This window comes from Asticcacaulis sp. AC466 (assembly GCF_000495815.1).
Classification (GTDB): Bacteria; Pseudomonadota; Alphaproteobacteria; order Caulobacterales; family Caulobacteraceae; genus Asticcacaulis.
Genome location: NZ_AWGE01000001.1, coordinates 569901 through 587065, shown reverse-complemented (window position 1 = coordinate 587065; position 17165 = coordinate 569901). Strand labels below are relative to the sequence as shown.

15 protein-coding genes are annotated in these 17165 nt (G+C 60.2%); 6 read left to right on the top strand and 9 right to left on the bottom strand.

What is annotated here, in order from left to right; all coding sequences use genetic code 11:
• Window positions 1-23 precede the first annotated feature (23 nt).
• Window positions 24-1610 (bottom strand): hypothetical protein, encoded by a 1587-nt coding sequence (locus tag AEAC466_RS25670; protein ID WP_035429103.1) that lies wholly within the window; start codon window positions 1608-1610, stop codon window positions 24-26.
• A gap of 338 nt (window positions 1611-1948) precedes the next feature.
• Window positions 1949-2419 (bottom strand): hypothetical protein, encoded by a 471-nt coding sequence (locus tag AEAC466_RS25665; protein WP_023456585.1) that lies wholly within the window; start codon window positions 2417-2419, stop codon window positions 1949-1951.
• A gap of 83 nt (window positions 2420-2502) precedes the next feature.
• On the opposite strand from AEAC466_RS25665, the gene AEAC466_RS44385 reads away from it, so the two are divergent.
• Both AEAC466_RS44385 and AEAC466_RS25660 read left to right on the top strand, forming a co-directional pair.
• Window positions 2503-2658, top strand: a complete 156-nt coding sequence (locus AEAC466_RS44385; RefSeq protein WP_023456584.1) for a hypothetical protein — start codon at window positions 2503-2505, stop codon at window positions 2656-2658.
• Between the two features lie 99 nt (window positions 2659-2757).
• A complete protein-coding gene (locus AEAC466_RS25660) occupies window positions 2758-3765 on the top strand; it encodes a LacI family DNA-binding transcriptional regulator (protein ID WP_023456583.1) in 1008 nt (335 codons plus the stop codon).
• On the opposite strand, the gene AEAC466_RS43560 is transcribed toward AEAC466_RS25660, so the two are convergent.
• Complete coding sequence (locus tag AEAC466_RS43560; protein ID WP_023456582.1) at window positions 3762-4460, bottom strand: gluconate 2-dehydrogenase subunit 3 family protein; 699 nt, start codon at window positions 4458-4460, stop codon at window positions 3762-3764. The genes AEAC466_RS25660 and AEAC466_RS43560 overlap by 4 nt on opposite strands.
• Complete coding sequence (locus AEAC466_RS25655) at window positions 4457-6169, bottom strand: GMC family oxidoreductase (protein WP_023456581.1); 1713 nt, start codon at window positions 6167-6169, stop codon at window positions 4457-4459. The genes AEAC466_RS43560 and AEAC466_RS25655 overlap by 4 nt, the downstream gene beginning before the upstream one ends.
• Window positions 6170-6345: 176 nt before the next feature.
• Here AEAC466_RS25655 and AEAC466_RS25650 point away from each other — a divergent pair, with 176 nt between their 5' ends.
• The 4 genes from AEAC466_RS25650 to AEAC466_RS25635 are packed head-to-tail and all read left to right on the top strand — an operon-like array spanning window position 6346 to window position 9923.
• On the top strand, window positions 6346-6765 hold the full coding sequence (locus AEAC466_RS25650) for a c-type cytochrome (RefSeq protein ID WP_023456580.1): 420 nt from the start codon (window positions 6346-6348) through the stop codon (window positions 6763-6765).
• A gap of 51 nt (window positions 6766-6816) precedes the next feature.
• Window positions 6817-7644, top strand: a complete 828-nt coding sequence (locus AEAC466_RS25645) for a 3-keto-disaccharide hydrolase (protein WP_023456579.1) — start codon at window positions 6817-6819, stop codon at window positions 7642-7644.
• 20 nt (window positions 7645-7664) lie between these two features.
• Entirely contained in the window at window positions 7665-8222 is a 558-nt protein-coding gene (locus AEAC466_RS25640; protein ID WP_023456578.1) for a gluconate 2-dehydrogenase subunit 3 family protein, read from the top strand.
• A 9-nt stretch (window positions 8223-8231) separates the two neighbouring features.
• Window positions 8232-9923: a GMC oxidoreductase gene (locus AEAC466_RS25635; RefSeq protein ID WP_023456577.1), complete on the top strand. Its 1692-nt coding sequence runs from the start codon at window positions 8232-8234 to the stop codon at window positions 9921-9923.
• A 103-nt stretch (window positions 9924-10026) separates the two neighbouring features.
• Here the strand turns inward: AEAC466_RS25635 and AEAC466_RS25630 are convergent, their stop codons facing one another.
• The 5 genes from AEAC466_RS25630 to AEAC466_RS25610 form a co-directional block, all read right to left on the bottom strand.
• The gene (locus AEAC466_RS25630) at window positions 10027-11013 is read right to left on the bottom strand and encodes an alpha/beta hydrolase (protein ID WP_023456576.1); all 987 of its coding nucleotides are present in this window, start codon (window positions 11011-11013) and stop codon (window positions 10027-10029) included.
• A gap of 3 nt (window positions 11014-11016) precedes the next feature.
• Window positions 11017-12069 (bottom strand): sugar phosphate isomerase/epimerase family protein, encoded by a 1053-nt coding sequence (locus AEAC466_RS25625; protein ID WP_023456575.1) that lies wholly within the window; start codon window positions 12067-12069, stop codon window positions 11017-11019.
• Complete coding sequence (locus AEAC466_RS25620; RefSeq protein ID WP_031238136.1) at window positions 12066-13163, bottom strand: Gfo/Idh/MocA family protein; 1098 nt, start codon at window positions 13161-13163, stop codon at window positions 12066-12068. The genes AEAC466_RS25625 and AEAC466_RS25620 overlap by 4 nt, the downstream gene beginning before the upstream one ends.
• A 15-nt stretch (window positions 13164-13178) precedes the next feature.
• A complete protein-coding gene (locus AEAC466_RS25615) occupies window positions 13179-14693 on the bottom strand; it encodes an MFS transporter (RefSeq protein ID WP_023456573.1) in 1515 nt (504 codons plus the stop codon).
• 227 nt (window positions 14694-14920) lie between these two features.
• Window positions 14921-17143 carry a TonB-dependent receptor domain-containing protein gene (locus tag AEAC466_RS25610; RefSeq protein WP_031238134.1) on the bottom strand — a complete coding sequence of 741 codons (2223 nt, stop codon included), beginning with the start codon at window positions 17141-17143 and terminating at the stop codon, window positions 14921-14923.
• Between the last annotated feature and the right edge of the window lie 22 nt (window positions 17144-17165).

The following is a 17165-nucleotide window of genomic DNA, read 5'->3' as shown; positions in this document are numbered from 1 at the left end:
CATATGGAACATCATGAAAATACTCAGGAGGCGGGCTGTCCGGCACCCGTGCGGCCGGTCACGCGATTGAAAATGATGGCATAACCGATATAGGCGGCGGTCAGGATCGCCAGCACCATGACCAGCCGCGACACGTCATTGAAGGCGGCAATATTGGCTTCGCGTGTCACAATACCATTGAGCGACGAGACGCCACCTGCAATGCGCGCCGCGACCTGAGGGTCTCCAGCCAGCAGGTGGCTGTCCAGCGCCATAGCATGGGCGCGTGACTGCATGACCTGGTAGCTGCCGAGCAGTGCTGCACCGGCCAGACCGCCAATGTTCTGTGACAGGCCGAAAATAACAGAAAAACTGACGATGAAGCCTCCGCCCTGGCGGATGACCTTGCCAAACCCGTATAGCAGCGCCGGCCCGATGAAGAAGGTCGATCCGAAGGCCAGCAAGGCCTGGGACAGGTATAGTTGCGGCGGCCGGGTTAGGGAGGAGGCGAAGCTGTCAAACCAGGCTCCCAGGGCGATAATCAGGGCTGCCGACATAACCAGATACGGAATCCGGTTTGGCTTGAGCAGGACCGCGCTAGCCACCGTACCGGCGACCATGGCAATAAGGACAATAAAGAACAGGCCGTGCAGTTGGTCATTGTTCAGCCCACCGATGGTCAGCAATCCGATCGACCCGAACGTTTGTTCAGACAGGGCCAGCCGAACCAGCATCGCCACCATGCAAAACCGGAAGATATCCAGACTGCCGATCCAGCGTAGTTGCAGCAACGGGTTGCGACGCAGGTGCTCAGTCAGGATGACGCCGACAAACAGGATGACGGCCGCCACCAGCGCCCAGCCCAGCCAGGGCGTATCGGTCCACCACAGATAACGGCCAAGCGTAAGGACGGCGGACAGGAGCAACATGGCCGGCAGAAACAGGATCATGGTCAGCACGTCGAGCGGTTCGAACGATTTGACCTTATCCGTCGGGGGCAGCGGCAATAGGTTTGACGCCGCCAGCGCCAGGAAGGCCAATCCCAGCTCCATCAGATGTATGGTCCGCATACCGTCGAGACCGAGCGCTTCGACCGGCATGAGGCGCGCAAGCGGCGTTGCCAGTTGCGGTAAGCCGACGGCGATGATGAGCGCCAGTGGACGTATCTTCGCCGGAAACGCCTGAAGGAGGTTGTAGATGGTCAGGGTGGACAGACCGGCCGCCAGGAACCCCGCAGCGGCGCGGGAAATGACCGCCATGGTAAAGGTCGGCCAGAACAACTGGGCGAAAACCAGAGCGATATAGGGCGCCAGGAGAACGTGGATGACCGGCTGAACGCCGAAACGCATACGCGCCTTTATAAGCAACAAGTTCGACGAGGCGTTGAAGGCGACATAGACGACGGTCAGCCAGGAAATGTCCACCTGGCTAACGCCAAGCGTACCGGCAAGAGAGGGGCCGTTTACACTTATGGCAGCGTTACTGAGGGAAGCAGCCATCGCCATGACTACGGCTATCGCGGCGTAGCCGAAACGCCGGGCCGTGGGATGCGCTGGCGAGTAGGGCGACCCAGGCAGGGTAGGCCGTTCATGGGACGCAAATTCGTAGGCCGGCGCTGCGTCAGGCGGCATATGGCGCATCCCAACAGGCGAAAACAAACAGGGTGGCCTCCTCAGATTGACCAAGACCCGATGATTAAGGCGACGAAGATAAATAAAAAATAAGAAACGTTCCTGGCATTTTGGCAAAAAAAAGCCGCGCTCTACGGCGCGGCCAGTTTACAGGGAGGAAACGCCCAGGAAGGGCATCAGCGCCAGGAAGGCACCGAACATCAGCAATTTATGACGCAGCGCAACAAATTTCAAGAGAACAATGGCTCGGACTTGTAACAATATTAACGAATATTGCAGCAATTCGTGATCATTCCAAAAATCCAGGGGCATTCGATTTTTAGGACAGGTCAGCCGGGCTAAACGACATGCAATCGTCGGGTCTGGACGTCAATAACCATGGCCTGCTCCGGCGGCTGCGTGCGAAATACGTGGCCGTTGCGGTAAAGCAAGCTCGTCAGGCAGGTCGCCGCGTCATATAATGGCCCCGTCCGGTCATGGCCCAGCACCCAGCGCGCGTGAGCGCAAAAGCGGGCTTCGTCACGTACCTGGGCCGCCGCGAACAATGCCATCAGACTGGTTTCATCGTGCGTCAGATGAATATGCCCCGGCCGGGCCAGGGCAATAGACCGCCCTCCCCGTGCCAAAGCCAGCAATACGCCTTCGAAAGCCTGAGCGCCCTCCGCGTGGCGCGTGCCAAAGGCATGGCAGAATTCGCGGTGGATCATACGGCATTCCGGCGCACAGGCGACCGCTGTCCGCAGGACCCAGGTGATGAAATGTTCCGCGTAGCTGAGGGTGCGTATATCGATCGGTGCGACATCAGACATATCAGGCTCATAGGAATTATTTGCGAATAATTCTCATTAGCATTATATTGCCTCGGTATCAATCCTGTTTTGAAAGCCGACCGATGACGTTAATTCCGGAACCTACGCTCGACGAATTGCTGGCTGACCCCTTGGTTCATCTGATGATGCGCAGCGATGGCCTGACGCGCACCGGGGTGCGCCAGATCATGGCAGACGCGCGAAGCGCCTTGAGGTTGCCGGCCAAGCCCAACACCTAAGTTCACAGTCGACAACCGACGTCAAAATCGGCGTTTCCGCTGGAACGATACGTGATATCGCTTTAATGACAAGGTGATAGATTCTTTTCAGGACAGGCCATGTCAACCATTCAGGATGTCGCGAAACTGGCGGGTGTATCAACCGCGACGGTTTCGCGTGTGCTCAATGGCTATGCGCACGTCTCCCCGCCTGTGCTGGAAAAGGTTGTGGGGGCCATTGAACAACTGGGCTACGAACCCAATCAGATGGCCAAGTCGCTGCGTACGTTGAAGACGTCCCGCATCATCGTCACCGTACCGGACATCGCCAATCCGTTCTTCGCCAACATCATTCGCGGCGTCGAAGAAGCCGCCCAGGTCGCCGGCTATACGGTCCTGCTCGGCGACGTCGGCTCCACCCCGGACAGCGAAGAGGCCTATGCCGGGTTGCTCCGCCGTAAGGAAGCCGACGGTATGATCTTCCTGGGGCACACCCTGCCCGCGTCGTTGAACGACCTCATCGCTCGCAAAGGCGCTGCTGCCCCGGTGGTCAATGGCTGCGAATTCAGCGCCGACCTGGCGGTGTCCAGCGTCCATATCGACAATGCCGGCGCCGCCCGCGAAGCCATGGACTACCTTTACGCGCTTGGGCATCGCCGCATCGGCATCATCACCGGTGATTTGCGCAGCCCGATCAGCCGCGATCGCTTACAAGGCGTAAATGAAAGCGCGCGAAGCCATGGGCTGGCGTCAGACCTGACCATCGTGACCGGTGACTATTCGATCGAATCCGGCGTCGAACTGGCGGCACGGTTGGCCGGGCTGGCGACGCGCCCCACGGCCATATTCTGCTTTTCGGACGACATGGCGTTCGGCGCCCTGCACGCCTTGCGCCAGGCCGGACTGAACTGTCCCGGAGATGTATCCGTTGTTGGATTCGACGACGTCCGCCTGGCGCAGTTCGGCGCGCCGACGCTCACCACCATTCGCCAGCCGATGCGCGAAATTGGGGCCCGGACCGTGGAACTGCTGATCGGTATCATCGAAAACGGTGTGACCGAACGGATCAATATAACGCTGGATCACAAGCTCATCATTCGCGACAGCACGGCAACCCCCAAACCTTAAGCGTAGGGTTCCAGTTGCAACGAGGTCAGCAGGGCATTCAGGTGCGCCATAGCCTCATCGCTCGGGCCGGGATAATCGCCTATGATGGGGTTTTCAGGCGCCATTCCGGCCGCGGCCAGATTGTCCGGCATCGAATAATAGCCGAAAATGGTCATCACCCGGAACCAGCCAAAAGCATCGCCCGCCGCCTTCGGGACATTGCCATAGGCAAGAACCGCCTCGATAAGATGCTGCTGATCCGCGCGCAGCAACGACACAAAATCCGTTCCCCCGGTCAGTCGGCTTTGAGCATCGAGCCACAATAGAAGAGACAGAAGCTGCGGCCGGTCCTTTTGCTGATCCGGGTAAGGCGCGCTGATCCATTCGTCAAAGAAAGCAGCGATATCACATTCGCCTGCGCCTCTGGACACGTCGTCGGCCGGCAACAACCAGTCACCTAGCGCGTTGATAAGCCGCCTGTGCGCCGATGTCAGGGTCAGCGGCCATGGCGCGGTCGGGTTCATTGTGTCCGGATCGGTGCCATAGCCTAGGCCGGTAATCGGCGGCAGCTTTACCACCGGCCAGGGAGACACTTGCGCCAGGCTTGCGCCGGTGGCCCCAAGATTGGCAGGCACCTGGGCGAACGCCGCATCGGCCAACAGGCCCGACGCGCTGGCCGCCATCATCCATTTCAGACTGTCGCGACGCGAAATCATGCCAGACCTCCCGTCTTGAGTTCCGCCGCCAGATGCTCGCTGGACCGCATTGCCAGCGCCATGATGGTGAGCGTCAGGTTCTTGTGTGGATTTGACGCGAAGACCGAGCCGTCATGAAGGCGCAGGTTTGGCACCTCCCAGGTCCGGTGCCATTGATCGGTCACGGAGGTGTGCGGATCGACACCCATCCGCGCCACGCCAGCTTCGTGGATAATCTCGCCGCCCGCCTTGATCGCCGTTTCAGGTGGCTCGTCAGGCTGGGTAACACTGCCACCCAGGCGGCTGAATATCGCGCGCGCCGTGCGCTGGCCATGGGCGATCTGGTTATATTCGGCCTGTGTCCACTGCCAATGGAATTTCAGAACCGGAATGCCGAAACGGTCAGTCACAGTTGGATCGATTTCAGCGTAGCAGCCGTCGTTGCGCACCATTTCGCCGCGCAGGCTGAGGTGCAGGGTCGTCCCCTTCACATTGCGGACTGCGCGTTTGAGATCGTCGCCGTACATACGTGGCAGGCTCCAGATTTCCTGACCCATGCCGGGCGTGCCGAACCGGCCGCCGATTTCAAAATGATAGCCGCGCGGGAAGTCGAGCTGCCCCGCCTGCTGTGCCTTGTACAACCACCACGGAATGTACATGTGGGCAAAATTGATACCGAATTCGTTATAATAGGGACGTCCGGCCAGACCGGGAATGACGGCTTCGATGTGCGCGCCCGTCGTGTCGGTCAGATTGCGACCGACCTGACCGGACCCATTGGCCAGGCCGTTTGGGTGAGCCGCCGTTTTCGAATTGAGCAGCAGGCGCGCAGTTTCGCACGCCGAGGCCGCCAGTATGACCGCCCGGGCCCGCACGATATGGCGCTGTCCCGTCTTGCGGTCGACATATTCCACGCCTTCGGCTTTGCGGTCATTGGACAGGACGACACGCGACACCATCGCGTCCGTGACGACCTTGAGCCGTCCTGTCGCCTTGGCCATTGGCAATAGCGAGGTCGTCGTCTGGAAAGCGGCGCCAATGTTGCAACCGCGCCCGCAGTCGGTGGCGTTGTAGCAGGCGCTGCGCGGCGCGGCATCGTCCGGCATGTCGCGCGTCAGCACGGCCGTGTGCGTCCCGACGCATGGAATGCCAAGCGACTTGGCCGCCGCCGCGATCAGCAATTCTGGCACGCGTGGCTTAGGCGCCTTGTGAAGGACTTCCGGCGGCGAATCCGGATGGTTTTCAAGACCGAGCGGCCCGCCGCACACCCCAACCAACTGCTCTACGCGATCATAAAAGGGGGCAACCGTATCGTAGTCGATCGGCCAATCTACGCCCTGGCCATCTCTTGAAAATCCCTTGAAATCGTAAGGACCAAAGCGCGGCACATGACGCGCCCAATGATTGGTTCTCCCGCCCAGCATACGCGACCGCCACCATTTGAAATCCTGGCCCGTCGCCTTGGTGTAGGGTTCGCCCGGCACCTCCCAGCCTCCGTCGATTGTGGCGTCGTAATAGCCGAAAGGCTTGTCCGGTGTGCCTGTGCCGCGCAGGGGTGCGTCCTGGTCGGCACCAAACATGTTGACCTCCTGCCCGGGATCATAATCGCGCCCGGCTTCGAGCATGAGGCAGCGAATCCCGGCGCGCGTCAGGACATAGGCCGACATCGCGCCGCCCGCGCCGGAACCCACGATGATAACATCTATATCGACAACGGCAGTTTGTGCCATGGTCCGCCCCTGTTCGTTCCCTGCGCGATTTGCCGCGCTTTTGCGTCATGTATTTCACGCCCTTATGAAGTTGGCAAGCGGGATTGTAATCGATTTCAGATCATGATACGCATTTTGAAAACGAGGGATAATGTGCTGAGATGGCGCTCCCCGATATCAGGTGCAGGAGAGTTGTTTTGCTGAAATTTTCGCGTGGCCTTTCGTTTGTTTCTGGCGTCATGAGCCTTGCGGTTATTGGGTTTGTTCCCGTCGCCACTGCTCATGCGGCGCCGGTTGATGCTGCCCAGATGGCCGCCGGAGAAAAAGCGTTCGCTCAGTGCAAGGCCTGCCATAACCTGGCTGCCGCAGCCAAGGACGGCGTCGGCCCCAATCTATACGGCGTTTACGGCAGCAAGGCCGGCGCCCATTCCGCCACTTTCAAATACAGCACTGCTATGAAGGCATCTGGCCTGACCTGGGATGATGCGACTCTTGACACCTTCCTGAGCGGCCCGACCAAGGCGGTTCCCGGCACCAAGATGGCCTATCGCGGCGTTACCGATCCCGCCACGCGCAAGGCGCTGATCTATTACATCAAGGCCAAGTCGGCCAAGTAAGCCTTCCCGTAACCGCGTACCCGAAAAAAATAAAAGCCACAGGGGCAGGAAATGAAGCGTTTTGTATCGGCCGGGCGACTGCTCGGACTCGCGTTTGCCTTGACGGTCGTTCCGACCGGACTGAGCCCGGCGTTCGCCGACGACCTCGGCTTCACCGACACACCAATGCTGCCGGGCGGGAAATGGCACGTGCACGATCCCGCCCGGCCCCATCCACCGATCGTCACGCCCGGCCGGACCGCCAGCGATGCACCGTCTGACGCCATAGTGCTGTTCGATGGCACATCCTTGAACGCCTTCACCACCGCCGACGGCAAACCTGCCGATTGGACATTGGCTGATGGCGCCATGACCGTTCCGCATCGCGAAGGGCCTCATGGCGATGGCAATCTCAAGACCCGGCAAGCCTTCGGCGACATGCAGTTGCACCTGGAGTTCCGTGAACCGGCGGCTGTGTCGGGCACGTCGCAGAACCGAGGCAATTCCGGCGTCATCATCATGGGCCAGTACGAGGTTCAGGTCCTTGATTCCTATGACAACGTCACCTATGCCGACGGCCAGGCCTCGGCCATCTATGCGTGGAAGCCGCCCCTGGTAAACGCCTCCCGCAAACCCGGCGAATGGCAAAGCTACGACATCATTTTCGAACGTCCGCATTTCGACAGTTCCGGTAAGGTCGTCAAACCGGCCTACGTCACCGTGCTGCATAACGGCGTACTGACCCAGAACCACCAGCAGATCCTCGGCAAGACAGATTGGAAAACCCTGGCCACATATCATCCGCATGCGGATGAATTACCATTTACGCTCCAGGATCACGGTGCGGCCGTGTCGTATCGCAATATCTGGGTGCGCAGATTAAAACCCGCCGAAGACTGATCAGACAAGGGGAAGCAAACATGACACTTGATCGCAGACGACTTCTCACCGGTATCGCCGCCATGATCGGTGGCACGGTCGTCGCACCCATGGCCCGCGCCATGGCCGGCGGCATGAACCCCGGCTTCGATGTCCAGGCCCCATACATGACCGATACTCAGCGCAAGCTGACAGCCGCTGTAAGTGAGCGTATCCTCCCGACTACCGACACGCCCGGCGCCATAGCGGCGGGTGTGCCGGGCTTTATCGAGATGATGCTGGCCGACTGGTATTGGCCCGCCGAACGCGATCTGGTCATGGGCGGTCTGGCCGCCATCGACGCCTACACCCAAACCACCTATGGCAAACCCTTTGCCGCCGCGACGCCCGTTCAGCAGGATGCGACGCTCACCCTTGCCATGAATCAGACCCTGGCCGGTGCCCCCGCCGACAGTTTCGAACACCTGCGCCAGATGGTGATATTCGGCTACTACAGCTCCGAGATCGGTGCCACGGTCGAACGCGTCTACCTGCCCGTTCCCGGCACCTACGACGGCGCCTACCCCTACGCCAAAGTCAATCGCGTCTTTTCCTCCTGAGGTTTTGCCATGTCCGATACACGTTTTGACGCCATCGTCATTGGCTCCGGCGTTTCCGGTGGCTGGGCCGCCAAGGAACTGACCGAAAAGGGCCTTAAGGTGCTGCTGCTCGACCGCGGCCGCATGGTCGAACATAGCGTCGACTACCCCTATGAAGGCACGGGCCCATGGGAACAGCCCTATCGCGGCCAGACGCCGCCCGCCCTGACCGAAACCGACTATTACGCGTCGCGTTACGGCGGCGCAGGCAGCACGGCCGTCAAGGATTTCATGAATAATGACCGTCTCAATCCCTATGCCTTCAAGGATGGACCGGAATTTCGCTGGGTGCGGCCGGGTATAGTGGGCGGAAAGTCGGTAACGTGGGGGCGCGTCTCGCTGCGTTTCGGTCCGCAGGATTTCGAGGCCAATGCCCATGATGGCCACGGCGCCGACTGGCCGGTGCGCTACGAAGACATAGCGCCCTGGTATTCCTATGTCGAAAAATATGCCGGTATTGCCGGCCAAAAGGAAGGCTTGTGGCAACTGCCGGACGGCGAATTCCAGCCGCCGCACAAGATGAATGTCGCCGAAACCTGGGTCAAGGAACGGCTGGAAAAGGCCGTACCGGGGCGCAAGCTGATCCATACGCGGGCGGCCAACATGACAGAGGACAAACCCGAACAGGGGCGCTCGCGCTGCCAGAGCCGGTCGCAATGCAATCGCGGCTGTTCGTTCGGCGCCTATTTTTCGAGCCAGGCCGTCACCCTGCCCGCCGCCAACGCCACAGGCAACCTGACCCTGCTGTCGGATCAGGTCGTCACCTCGCTGGAATACGACCCCAAGACCAAGAAGGTCACCGGCGTGCGCGCCATCGACGCTAATACACGTGCCGCCCAAACCTACCGGGCGCGCATTGTTTTCGTCTGCGCTTCGGCCATGGCCAGCGTGCAGATTCTGCTGAATTCGCGCCTCGACGGATCACAGCGCAGCTTCGCCGATTCGAGCGGTCTGCTTGGCCGCTACATCATGGATCATCCCATGCTGACCGTGTTTTCAGGCAATCTGCCGGACGGCACGTACTCTGACCTTATCGAATACGGGCGCAAGCCAACCGGCGTTTATATTCCGCGCTTCCGCAATCTTAAGGGCCAAGACCCCGACGCCGATTTCGTGCGCGGCTACGGTTGCCAAGGCGGCGGTAGCCGCGGCGTCGCCAATGCCGTCGGATTTGGGGCGGCCATGAAGGAAGGCCTGCGCAAATACGGGCGCTGGTCGATCGGCTTCAACGTGTTTGGCGAATGCCTTCCGTACACGGACAATACTGTGACCTTACATCCGGATAAGGTGGATCGTTTCGGTGTCCCGCAGGCGCTTTTCAACGTCACCTACCGCGATAATGAACACAAGATGATGACTGATGCCGCCGTACAGGGTGAAAAGATGATGCGGGCGGCGGGCCTGGTCGATGTCTCTTCTGAGCAAAGGCCTCACATTCCCGGAGACTCCATCCATGAAATGGGCGGCGCGTGCATGGGCAAGGACCCGCGTACCTCCGTCACCAACAAATGGAACCAACTGCATGAAGCGGATAATGTCTTCGTCACCGACGGTTCGGCCATGTCGTCCACCTCATGCGTCAATCCGTCCCTGACCTTCATGGCCTTCACAGCGCGGGCTGCCGATTACGCGGTCAAGCAATTGAAGGCGGGAGCGATCTGAGCCTAAACATGCGAGAGGCATCCACCAGCTCAGCCCTCTGCGCTGGTCGATTGTGAACTCAATGACGGTCGCACCGTAATGGGCGGGCACCTATATAGTGACGTTACGCCATAAGCCCCTGACGGCGCGTGAAATTAACCAGCAGGTCCGGCCACAGATGATATGGCTCATTCGGCGCCGGCTTCATGCCGAAACCATGGCCGCCGGTTGCGAACAGATGGGTTTCAACGACAATGCCCTTGGCCTTTAGCACCTCGCGGAAGGTCGTCGTATTGGCCACGGGCACCGTATTGTCGTCTTCGGCGTGCACCATGAAACACGGCGGCGTGTGGGCATCGACATTATGGTCGGGCGAATAGCGCGCGATCTGTTGCGGGGATATGGCCTTGCCGAAGAGGGACGGAATGGTGCCAGAATAGGCGATGGCCGGATCAAGCGATTGCACGGCATAGATCGGCGCAGCAATCAGGGGCCGCGCATCCAATTCATCGACGGCATCGACCGGCGTATAAGTTCTTACCGCATGTCGCGTCGCCAAAGACGCGGTGACGAAGCCGCCGGCGCTGAAACCCGCGACACCCACACGTTTGGGATCGATCTTGAAGCGCGCCGCATTGGCGCGGATAAGACGCATGGCGCGCTGGGCGTCGGCGGTGGCCAGGTCCGGCTTACCGGCCCACCCATCATTGGCCAGGCGATAGAACAGGACGAAACAGGTCACGCCCTGGCGGTTGAAATGGGCCGCCAGCTGATAACCTTCGTGGTCGAAATAGTTCCAGCTGAAGCCGCCGCCAGGGATGATCAGCATCGCCCCGCCATTGGGATTTGCGGCCGGAAAAATGGCTATGCGGGGCTTCGATATACCTTGAACGCGGCGTACCTTGATATTGGGGTCGGTCGATACGTCCTCGACGACCTCCTTCATGTCAGGCCGCAACTGGCCGGTGACCTTGGGCCACAGGTCGATGGTGCCGATCGGTTCCGGCCAGGCCAGGCCACGCTTGGTGGCCACATCCGGTGCGGGCGTCTGCGCGACGGCGCTCCCCGCAGCCAGAACCAGGGGGGTCAACAGAAGCGAACGGCGATCCATCTCTTAAATTCCCATCAAATTGCGTAGGCCGTCCTTTGATGCCCCGGAACCGGCAAAGTCGTCAAAGGCTTTTTCGGTGACGTGGATGATGTGATCGCGGATAAAGGCTGCGCCTTCGCGTGCGCCGTCTTCGGGATGTTTCAGGCAGCATTCCCATTCCAGCACCGCCCAGCCATCGTAATCATACTGCGCCAGCTTGGAGAAGATGCCTTTGAAATCGACCTGGCCATCGCCCAGCGAGCGAAAGCGCCCCGGCCGGTCGATCCAGTTCTGATAGCCGCCATACACGCCCGAGCGGCCCGACGGATTGAACTCAGCATCCTTGACGTGGAACATCTTGATGCGGTCATGGTAGATGTCGATATAGCTGAGATAATCCAGTTGCTGCAGCACGAAGTGGCTGGGGTCGAAGAGAATATTGGCGCGTTTGTGCCCGCCCACCTCATCGAGGAAGCGTTCGAAGGTCGTGCCATCATGCAGGTCTTCGCCCGGATGAATTTCATAGCAACAATCGACCCCGGCGTCTTCGAACGCATTGAGGATCGGTTTCCAGCGCCGCCCCAGTTCGGCGAAGGCCTCCTCGACCAGGCCGGACGGACGTTGCGGCCAGGGATAAAAATAAGGCCATGCCAGGGCGCCGGAAAAGGTGGCGTGCGCCTTCAGGCCCAGCCGTTGCGACGCCTTGGCGCCAAGCTTGACCTGCTCCACCGCCCACGCCTGACGCTCCTTCGGCTTGCCATGCAGGGCCAGCGGCGCGAAGCCGTCGAACAGCGTATCATAGGCCGGATGGACGGCGACCAGTTGCCCTTGCAAATGGGTCGATAGTTCCGTCACCTGAAGCCCGTACTGATCGAGCATTCCTTTGATCTCGTCGGCATAGGTCTGACTTTGGGCACACTTTTCCAGGTCGAAGATATGCGGCGAAGAAGTCGGAATCTGAAGCCCCTTATAGCCCAGGCCGGACGCCCATTGCGCCAGGCTATCCAGCGTGTTGAAAGGGGCCGTATCCCCAAGGAATTGAGCCAGGAAGATCGCCGGGCCTTTGAGGGTTTTCATGAAAGCTGCTCCCAGCGCTGGTTCTGACTTGAGGCGACGGCGGTGGCCACGAAAGCCATGCCGCGGACACCATCGTCTATGCCCGGCACAAGCGACGGCTCACCCGTCGCAACCTGCTGCGCAAAATCGTTATAAAGGGTGGCGAAGGCTTCGATATAGCCTTCGGGGTGGCCTGCGGGTACGCGCGCGCCGTAAGCCAAGTATGGCATACCGGCATGCAAAACCTGCGTTGGCTGGTCGTGCCAGTTCAGGGTCAGGCTATTCGGCTGTTCCTGAGACCAGTCCAGCCCGCCTTTTTCGCCATAGACGCGCAAACGCAGGCCATTGCGGTCGCCGGCGGCGATCTGAGACGCCACCAGCACGCCGCGCGCCCCGTTGGCATAGCGCAACAGGATATTGCAGTCATCGTCGAGCCGGCGGCCGGGCACGACGACACCCAGGTCAGCGCTCAGGCGCTCAACCCGCGCACCGCTGACGAATTCGCTGAGATGAAAGGCATGCACACCGATATCGGCGATGCACCCGCCAATGCCCGACTGTGCCGGATCGGCGCGCCAGTCGGCCTGCTTGCTATGCACCGGCTGCGAGAGCCAGCCCTGGCTGTATTCGACGACGATCTTGCGGATCGCGCCTAGTCGCCCTTCGCCGATGAGGCGGCGTGCCTCGCGGACCAGGGGATAGCCACTGTAGGTATAGGTCAGGGCATAGTGACGGCCCGTCGCCCGCACGACATCGCGCAAGCGTAAGGCTTCTTCAAGATTGAGCGTCGCGGGCTTGTCGCACAGAACATGGAAACCCGCTTCCAGCGCCGCCTTGGCAATCGGGAAATGGGTGTCGTTGGGCGTAACGATCGACAGGATATCGATTTTATCCGCCCGCTTCGCCTCCGCCGCCAGCATGTCCTGCCAGCTCGCGTAAACGCGGTCCGGGGCCAGACCATAGCCCTCGCCTGCCTGGCGGTTCCTTGCCGCATCGCGGCTGAATGCGCCGGCGGTCAGGGTCAGGCGGTCATCCAGCCGCGCCGCCATCAGATGGACCGGACCGATAAACGCCCCCGGTCCGCCGCCCGCCATGCCTAGTCTAAGCTTCGTCATATCATCCCGAATGTGTCAGTGGCCGCCGATAACGATCGGCTTATAGCCGCCCTTACGGCGGAAGTAGAGGATCATGCCGAGGAAGGCGATGAAGGTCAGAACGGGCAGCAGGGCCACCTCCTTCAACGCATCCTTGCGCGCGCCATTGGCCAGACCGTCCAGCACGGCCTTGTCGGCATCTGGCGCGGCGGCCACCTTGGCTTCGTCCAGCGCCTTGTAGCGCCCAAAGACGCTGACCTTTTCCTCGGTCAGATAGGTGCCGACCAGTTGGGTCTGGTATGCGGCGTCGTGACGGATCAGTCCTTCGCGCGTCGAATTGTCCTGGGCGGCCCCGAGCAGCACGGAGCCGACAATACCGGCCGCCAGCATACCGCCACCGGCCAGCATGTTCAGGGTGACCGCGCCGCCTTTGGGGAATTGTTCGGACGCAACCCCAAGCGCCGTGCCCCAGAAGAAACTTTTGCCGATACCGTAGAAGGTGGCGGCGGCGAGGATGGCCATGCCGGTGGCGCCAGACATCATGAACAGACCAGCCGCCGCCAGGGCCGAGGCCATGGCCAGAACACCCAAGGGGTTAAGCCATTTGATAAGGGTGCCGGCGAAGATGCGGATAACGAACACAAGCGCCGAGGTATAGATCAGCACCCAACCGGCCTGGAGACCCAACTTGGCCATTTCCGGCCCCATCAGCGAGGAAATCCAGCTATCGGTCGACAATTCGGTGACCGCCAGCGGCATCATCAGCAGGACGAGCATGATATAGAGCGGACGTCCCGGATGACGCGACAGGACGGCGTAAAGGATGGTCAAAGCAACCGCGATTCCCATCGACACAAAGGTGCTGAGGGCAAAGACCCGGCCGACTTCGAGCATGATCAGCGCCGACAGGATAAAGGCGGAAATGAACCCGGCTTCGGCCAGCATGGTACGATAATCGACACCCGACGCGACGCGTTCCGACACCGGGAACTTACGGCCGATCAGCAGGATCGTATAGACGAGGACCGGAGCCAGCATTAGGCCCACCTTGACACGCCAATCAAACCCGCCGGCCGTGTCGAGTCCCATAGCCAGCAAGCCACCGAGAATCATGCCGCCCGGCCATGCGGCGTGCAGCCGGTTCAGCCATTTCGATTTGTCGTGCGAGAAAAGCGTGGCGATCAGCGGATTGGCCGCGGCTTCGACCGCGCCATTGCCGAGCGCCATGATGAAGGTGCCGGCGTAAAGTTGCCAATAGCCGTGCGCCGTGAACAACAGGCCCAGACCCAGGATGTGGCAGACAGCGGCAAACCACAGGGTGAGCCGGAAACCGATCCGGTCAATGAAAAAGGAAAAGAGCACGATGGTGATGGAAAACGGCCACAGGCCGACACCGAGCAATTCGCCCTTCTGCGTTTCCGACAAGGCGAAATCGACGCCCCAGCTGTCGATGACCAGTGCACGCAGAATGAAACAGAAGGAGGTGGCGGTAATGGCGGCGAATGATGTCGCGAAAAGCCAGCCGTTTCCCTTTCCTGACGTCGTATCCATGAAGAACCCCTGTAATGTCCGGTCAGTCACGGATGAGCCTCCCGCGCCGCCTCTTGCTATAGGCTCAAGGTGTAATCGATTACAGAAAAATTGCAAATGGTCTTGTTGTATCCAACCGTATGACGCGGCAAAATTTCGCGGCCGGCCGGGCCCGCTGGCTTAAACGCACAGGCGCTCCGGACATCCGCCCGAAGCGCCTGAAAGGAAAGCTCGCCTTGGTGTGGCGGTTACATCGGGCCGCCGCCCGGGCCACCCCAACCACCGCCGTGGCCGCGACGCTGGCCGTCCCATGGGTTTTGTTGGGAGCTCGACGGACCGCCGAGCGTATAGCTCAGGCCAATCATGATGGTCGGCCCCTGTCGGCTGCCATAGCTTTCCGAATAGACGCTCGACGTATCGGTAATCTGCTTGAATTTGCCGGAATGGAACGGGTCCTGGACATTGACCACCAGAGCGGCCTTCGGCGTATATTGATGGCGATAGGATAGATTGCCGGACGAGAACGGCGCGCGATAACCCTGCCCCGTCAACTGCTTGCCAGACGAGAAGTACATTAGTTGGATGCGGTCTTTCAGCGTCGCCGCGTAGTCGAGCATGATCCGGCCGGACAGGGTTGATCCGTCCTGAGTGCCGCCGATGTCCGTCGTCAATTTGTTATAGGCCAGATTGCCGTTGGCATTGATGCTGAGCTTGGGTGTCAGCTTGCCCTGGAGATTGAATTCCAGGCCGCCGGCTTCGCCATCGCCGAAGTTACGCTTGGTCGTCACCAGGACAGGCGAACCGCCCGGCGTCGTTGCCGGTTCGAAAAAGCTGTAGCTGGTGATGGTGTCGGTCGTCTTGCGGTAATAACCACGCAGTTGGTAATTGAACTTGCCCGTAACCTCGTAACCGGCCTCGAACGAATCCGTCTCCTGAGGCTTCAGGTCGGAATTGCCTTGGCTGACATTGGTCGGATCCTGGTAAACGCGGAACGGGTTGAGGTCCTGCGGATTGGGCCGCTGCAACCGGTGCGAATAGGAAAAACGCAGCTTCTGGCTATCGCTCAGCGCATAGGTCGCAAAGGCGCTTGGGCTTAGCTTGGTATAGGCGATATGGCTGGTCGTATTCGACGAAATGGCGTCAGTGTCGAGATCGAGCGCCTCGGCACGCAAGCCGCCCTGCACCGTCCACTTTTCCCCCAGGCCCTGCTGCCAGGTGACATAGGCAGCGCTGATCGTCTGTTCGTAGGAAAAGATATTGCTCAGTCCCGCAGAGCCGGCGCCGGTGGCGATGTTATTGAAGCTATTGTCGTCGCGCGTAATCTGTATGCCCGTCGTCAACAGGGCCTGACCGATGGGGCGGTTGTAATCGACACTGAGGACGGCGTTGCGGGTGTCACTGTTATTGGTGCGGACATCGGTCGAGTTCGTACCACCAAGGCTGTAGATATTCTGGCTGTTCGATGTGCTGCCACCGATCGACCGGCTAAGGCGCAGGTCGGTTTTCAACGTTTCCCCCGCCAGATTGCCGGTGTGATCCCAGCGCAGGCCCAAACCGGTTTCGTCGCGCTGGCCCTCGCTGACCGAATGGCGGTCGTAACGGCTCAGCGCCGCCCCGGCAGGGTCGTAAATGGCATAGGTGGAATCGCCGGTGCTGTCGTTTTCGCGATGCGAAGCGTTGACCTGGATGCCAATGCTGTCCTTGTCGCTTAGGGTATAATCGTAGCCGGCATTCCCCGACACATTGTCGTTCGTACCGGTGGTCTGGCCGACCTGGTCAGTGCGGCTGACGACATTGCCATCGCTGTCGAGACGTTGCAATACGGATCCATTATTGCCTGGCCGCGTATCATGACGTACGTTCAAACCGCCGGAAATCGTGTACTTACCTGCGTTGCGTGCCCCGGTGATGGCGGCATTGTAGCGATCCTCCCCGACATTGGCGTTTATGGCGCCGGTATTGCCGGGCTTGCGGTTCTTACGCATTACGAGATTGATGATCCCGCCGGAGCCTTCCGACGAGAAGGCGGCGCCAGGATTTGTCATGACCTCGATCGAATCGATGTCGCTGGACGCCATCGACTGCAAGGCGCCGGCACGGTTGTCACCCTGCATCATCGCCGAGGGTTTGCCGTCGACATAGACCTGGACGTTGGAATTGCCACGCAGGGTGACATTGCCTTGGGTATCGACATTAACCGACGGCACCTTGGACAAGGCGTCAGCCGCCGTGCCGGACGTCGAATCGATCTGATCCTTATTGTCGTAAACCTGACGGTCGATGCGGTTTTGCGGCTTTTTTCCGGTAACCGTGACGTTAGTGATCGCCTGATCTGTCTGAGCGGGCGCGGCCTCGGTGGCCGGTGGCGATGCCGGCGGCGTGTCCTGTGCCTGAGCCGGTGCGTGCCCCAGCAGAATCAGCCCGGCGAGGGTTGTGGAAAGACCGGTTCTCAGCGAAGTTTTCGAACGCATACAGTATGCCCCATGGATTTCA

Bases quoted from the DNA above. Each gene is read 5' to 3' on its own strand.
- AEAC466_RS25670 (WP_035429103.1), bottom strand. From the start codon at position 1,610: ATGCCGCCTGACGCAGCGCCGGCCTACGAATTTGCGTCCCATGAACGG.
- AEAC466_RS25665 (WP_023456585.1), bottom strand. From the start codon at position 2,419: ATGTCTGATGTCGCACCGATCGATATACGCACCCTCAGCTACGCGGAA.
- AEAC466_RS44385 (WP_023456584.1), top strand. From the start codon at position 2,503: ATGACGTTAATTCCGGAACCTACGCTCGACGAATTGCTGGCTGACCCC.
- AEAC466_RS25660 (WP_023456583.1), top strand. From the start codon at position 2,758: ATGTCAACCATTCAGGATGTCGCGAAACTGGCGGGTGTATCAACCGCG.
- AEAC466_RS43560 (WP_023456582.1), bottom strand. From the start codon at position 4,460: ATGATTTCGCGTCGCGACAGTCTGAAATGGATGATGGCGGCCAGCGCG.
- AEAC466_RS25655 (WP_023456581.1), bottom strand. From the start codon at position 6,169: ATGGCACAAACTGCCGTTGTCGATATAGATGTTATCATCGTGGGTTCC.
- AEAC466_RS25645 (WP_023456579.1), top strand. From the start codon at position 6,817: ATGAAGCGTTTTGTATCGGCCGGGCGACTGCTCGGACTCGCGTTTGCC.
- AEAC466_RS25640 (WP_023456578.1), top strand. From the start codon at position 7,665: ATGACACTTGATCGCAGACGACTTCTCACCGGTATCGCCGCCATGATC.
- AEAC466_RS25635 (WP_023456577.1), top strand. From the start codon at position 8,232: ATGTCCGATACACGTTTTGACGCCATCGTCATTGGCTCCGGCGTTTCC.
- AEAC466_RS25630 (WP_023456576.1), bottom strand. From the start codon at position 11,013: ATGGATCGCCGTTCGCTTCTGTTGACCCCCCTGGTTCTGGCTGCGGGG.
- AEAC466_RS25625 (WP_023456575.1), bottom strand. From the start codon at position 12,069: ATGAAAACCCTCAAAGGCCCGGCGATCTTCCTGGCTCAATTCCTTGGG.
- AEAC466_RS25620 (WP_031238136.1), bottom strand. From the start codon at position 13,163: ATGACGAAGCTTAGACTAGGCATGGCGGGCGGCGGACCGGGGGCGTTT.
- AEAC466_RS25615 (WP_023456573.1), bottom strand. From the start codon at position 14,693: ATGGATACGACGTCAGGAAAGGGAAACGGCTGGCTTTTCGCGACATCA.
- AEAC466_RS25610 (WP_031238134.1), bottom strand. From the start codon at position 17,143: ATGCGTTCGAAAACTTCGCTGAGAACCGGTCTTTCCACAACCCTCGCC.